Genomic DNA, 2828 nt, shown 5'->3' with positions numbered 1-2828 from the left:
GGCACACTGTGCTCGCAGTATTCGCCGTATACCTCGACGAACAGCATGCTCTTTCGTACACGGAACGCGAAAGTTCGACCGTCGGACCTGCCGAAACCGTGTGCGTGAGCGCCGACGGTGAGGTCCTCGATCTCGAAGCCCGGCCGCGCCGGTCCGGGCGGCTGTGCTCCGGAATCGGTGGGTTCTGTGGGAATCACAATGATCTCCTCGGTGATTGCAGCGTCAACCGCAACCGCTGTTCGTACGGTATCGCGTCAGGGGTGTGAGCGGAATGGTCGGTAGTTCCTCGACGCGATGAACGGCGCCCGACTGCGATCAGGGATGATCGATGACAGTCGCACTGCGTGAAGAACAGATGACAAGAAAAAGAGGAACTACACATGGCTCGCCTAGGGATCCGCACCACTGCAGCAGCAATGGGGGCGGCGGTTCTGCTGGTCACAGGATGTTCTTCCGGAGATGGCGGAGACGACCTCATCACGATCGATCCCGCAACGGCAGCGGTCTCACCGGCCACCACCAGTACCCCGGACGGCGTGGTTCACCCGTATTCAGGTCTGATCGATTCCATCACATTCGACCCGATCACGCGCAGCGCTGTAGTGGTTGCCAACGACCCCCGTTCGGTGCTGGTCGTTCCTTCGGACAGTTTGGCCGGCGCCGACCCCGCCTCTGCAGGTCGTCCAACAGCCCTGGATTCCGACGTACGCGACGTTTCGATCGGCTCTGACGGTAGCGCTCTTCTGTCGATGGATCGCCAGGTCGTGAAGCTGAATCTGACTTCGGGCGAACAGACGTCCATCCCGGTAGACGGGCAGGCGAATTCAGCGGTCGAACTCAACGACGGCCGCATCGCGATCGGCACGGACAATGGTTCAGTTCACATCGTCGACCCGAAGAACGATCAGTCACAGACAGTTTCGGGATTCGCATCGGTCGACGAGCTCGCGGTCACCGGCGACAGCCTGAGCGCCCTCGATCACCGTCAGACCTCGCTGACGGCGATCAACCTCGAAGACGGCAAACTCGGCGTCGCTCTCCGCGCCGGTGAGGGCGCAACTCATCTGGCCACCGATCGCTTCGGACGCATTCTGGTCACCGACACCACCGGCAACGAACTGCTCGTCTTCACTGCCGATCCGCTCCTGATGCACCAGCGCTACCCCGTCGGCGAGTCGCCGTACGCCGTTGCCTACGACGAGGCCGCGGATCGGGTGTGGGTCACGCTGACCGCGACCAACGAAGTGGTCGGCTTCGATCTGTCGTCCGGCATCCCCGTGGAGACCGGACGGTTCAAGACGGTGCGACAGCCGAATTCGTTGGCCGTAGACTCTTCCAACGGCAATCTGATCGTCGGATCGGCAACCGGTGACGGGCTGCAGGTCATCCCGTCACGGGAGAACTGATGGAAAAGCGTACGCGCGGGATCCCCGCGCAGTGGGAGACGTCGGACGACAAGTTCGACTATGTGCCCCTTCGACTACCGCCGAACGTTTCGCGGGTCACGGCGTCGATGCGGCTGGCGATCTCCGCCGAGTTCGGCGGATGGGAACTCTCCCGAGTCCGTCTCTACCCCGACGGCAGTCGTCGCGTGCTCCTCAAGCGAAAGAAGACGCCGCTGCACGTGACCGATCCGGACGGCATTCAGCACTGATCGTCCAACAGACGACCAGAGCCCGCCGCTGACAAAATCACACCATCGAAGAGCTGGAGAATCGTGTACCAACTGCTGCTGAGCCTGATGTTCCGGGTCCCACCGGAACGCATCCACCACATTGCCTTCACCGCGATGAAACTGGTGACACGGTTCGCTCCCCTTCGCTGGCTGGTCGCAAAAGTCCTTGTCGTCGACGACCCGGTTCTGCGGAGTCAGGCATTCGGTCTGACGTTCCCGGCACCTCTCGGCCTCGCCGCAGGATTCGACAAGGACGCCACCGGAGTCGACGCCTGGGGCCCGTTGGGATTCGGTTTCGCCGAGGTCGGAACAGTGACGGCCCAGGCTCAGCCCGGTAACCCCGCGCCGCGTCTCTTCCGTCTTCCGGCCGACCGCGCTCTGATCAACCGGATGGGCTTCAACAACCACGGCGCTGGTCACGCGGCGAATTTCCTGCGACAGCGCCGCGTCACGGTCCCGATCGGTGCCAACATCGGCAAGACCAAGATCGTCGAAGCCGCCGACGCCGCTGCCGACTACACCGCCAGCGCGCAGCTTCTGGGTCCGCTGGCCGACTTCATGGTCGTGAATGTCAGCTCGCCGAACACGCCCGGACTCCGTGATCTGCAGGCCGTCGAATCACTGCGCCCGATCCTGCAGGCCGTGCTCGACACCGTCAGCGTGCCGGTACTGGTGAAGATCGCGCCCGACCTCTCGGACGAGGACGTCGACGCTGTCGCCGATCTGGCAGTCGAACTCGGACTTGCCGGAATCGTCGCGACCAACACCACGATCCGTCGCGACGGCTTGAAAACCCCGGACGCCGAGGTAGCTGCACTCGGCGCGGGCGGGCTGTCCGGTGCACCGGTCGCCGAGCGCTCACTCGAAGTACTTCGGCGCCTGTACGCCCGAGTGGGCGACAAGATGACCATCATCTCGGTCGGCGGTATCGAGACAGCCGACCAGGCGTGGGAACGCATCCTCGCCGGCGCGACGCTGGTGCAGGGATACACCGGCTTCATCTACGGCGGACCGTTCTGGGCTCGCAGCATCCACAAAGGCATCGCCAAACGCGTGCGCGCAGCGGGCTTCTCGTCAATTGCCCAGGCAGTCGGTGCTGAGAACCCTCGCTAGAAACTGCTGTGCGCCGTTATTAACCCCGGGCCGGTAATAA

3 protein-coding genes and 1 pseudogene are annotated in these 2828 nt (G+C 63.3%); 3 read left to right on the top strand and 1 reads right to left on the bottom strand.

The window, feature by feature from the left end:
- Positions 1-197 (bottom strand): annotated as a pseudogene (locus RWT78_RS29020) (hypothetical protein); the annotation flags it as partial.
- 183 nt (positions 198-380) lie between these two features.
- Between RWT78_RS29020 and RWT78_RS29015 the strand changes: the two are divergent.
- From RWT78_RS29015 to RWT78_RS29005, 3 genes are all read left to right on the top strand, one after another.
- Positions 381-1406 (top strand): hypothetical protein, encoded by a 1026-nt coding sequence (locus RWT78_RS29015; RefSeq protein ID WP_314682902.1) that lies wholly within the window; start codon positions 381-383, stop codon positions 1404-1406.
- Positions 1406-1654: a DUF5703 family protein gene (locus RWT78_RS29010; RefSeq protein ID WP_003946171.1), complete on the top strand. Its 249-nt coding sequence runs from the start codon at positions 1406-1408 to the stop codon at positions 1652-1654. The genes RWT78_RS29015 and RWT78_RS29010 overlap by 1 nt, the downstream gene beginning before the upstream one ends.
- A gap of 63 nt (positions 1655-1717) precedes the next feature.
- Positions 1718-2788, top strand: coding sequence for a quinone-dependent dihydroorotate dehydrogenase (locus tag RWT78_RS29005; RefSeq protein ID WP_314682899.1), 1071 nt, complete (start codon positions 1718-1720; stop codon positions 2786-2788).
- Positions 2789-2828: the final 40 nt, after the last annotated feature.

The sequence above is a fragment of the uncultured Rhodococcus sp. genome (assembly GCF_963525155.1).
Lineage (GTDB): Bacteria > Actinomycetota > Actinomycetes > Mycobacteriales > Mycobacteriaceae > Rhodococcus_F > Rhodococcus_F qingshengii.
This window is presented reverse-complemented; position numbering and strand designations above follow the sequence as displayed.

What these genes read in the sequence shown, in the direction of transcription:
- RWT78_RS29015 (WP_314682902.1), top strand. Translation starts at nt 381, where the DNA reads ATGGCTCGCCTAGGGATCCGCACCACTGCAGCAGCAATGGGGGCGGCG.
- RWT78_RS29010 (WP_003946171.1), top strand. Translation starts at nt 1,406, where the DNA reads ATGGAAAAGCGTACGCGCGGGATCCCCGCGCAGTGGGAGACGTCGGAC.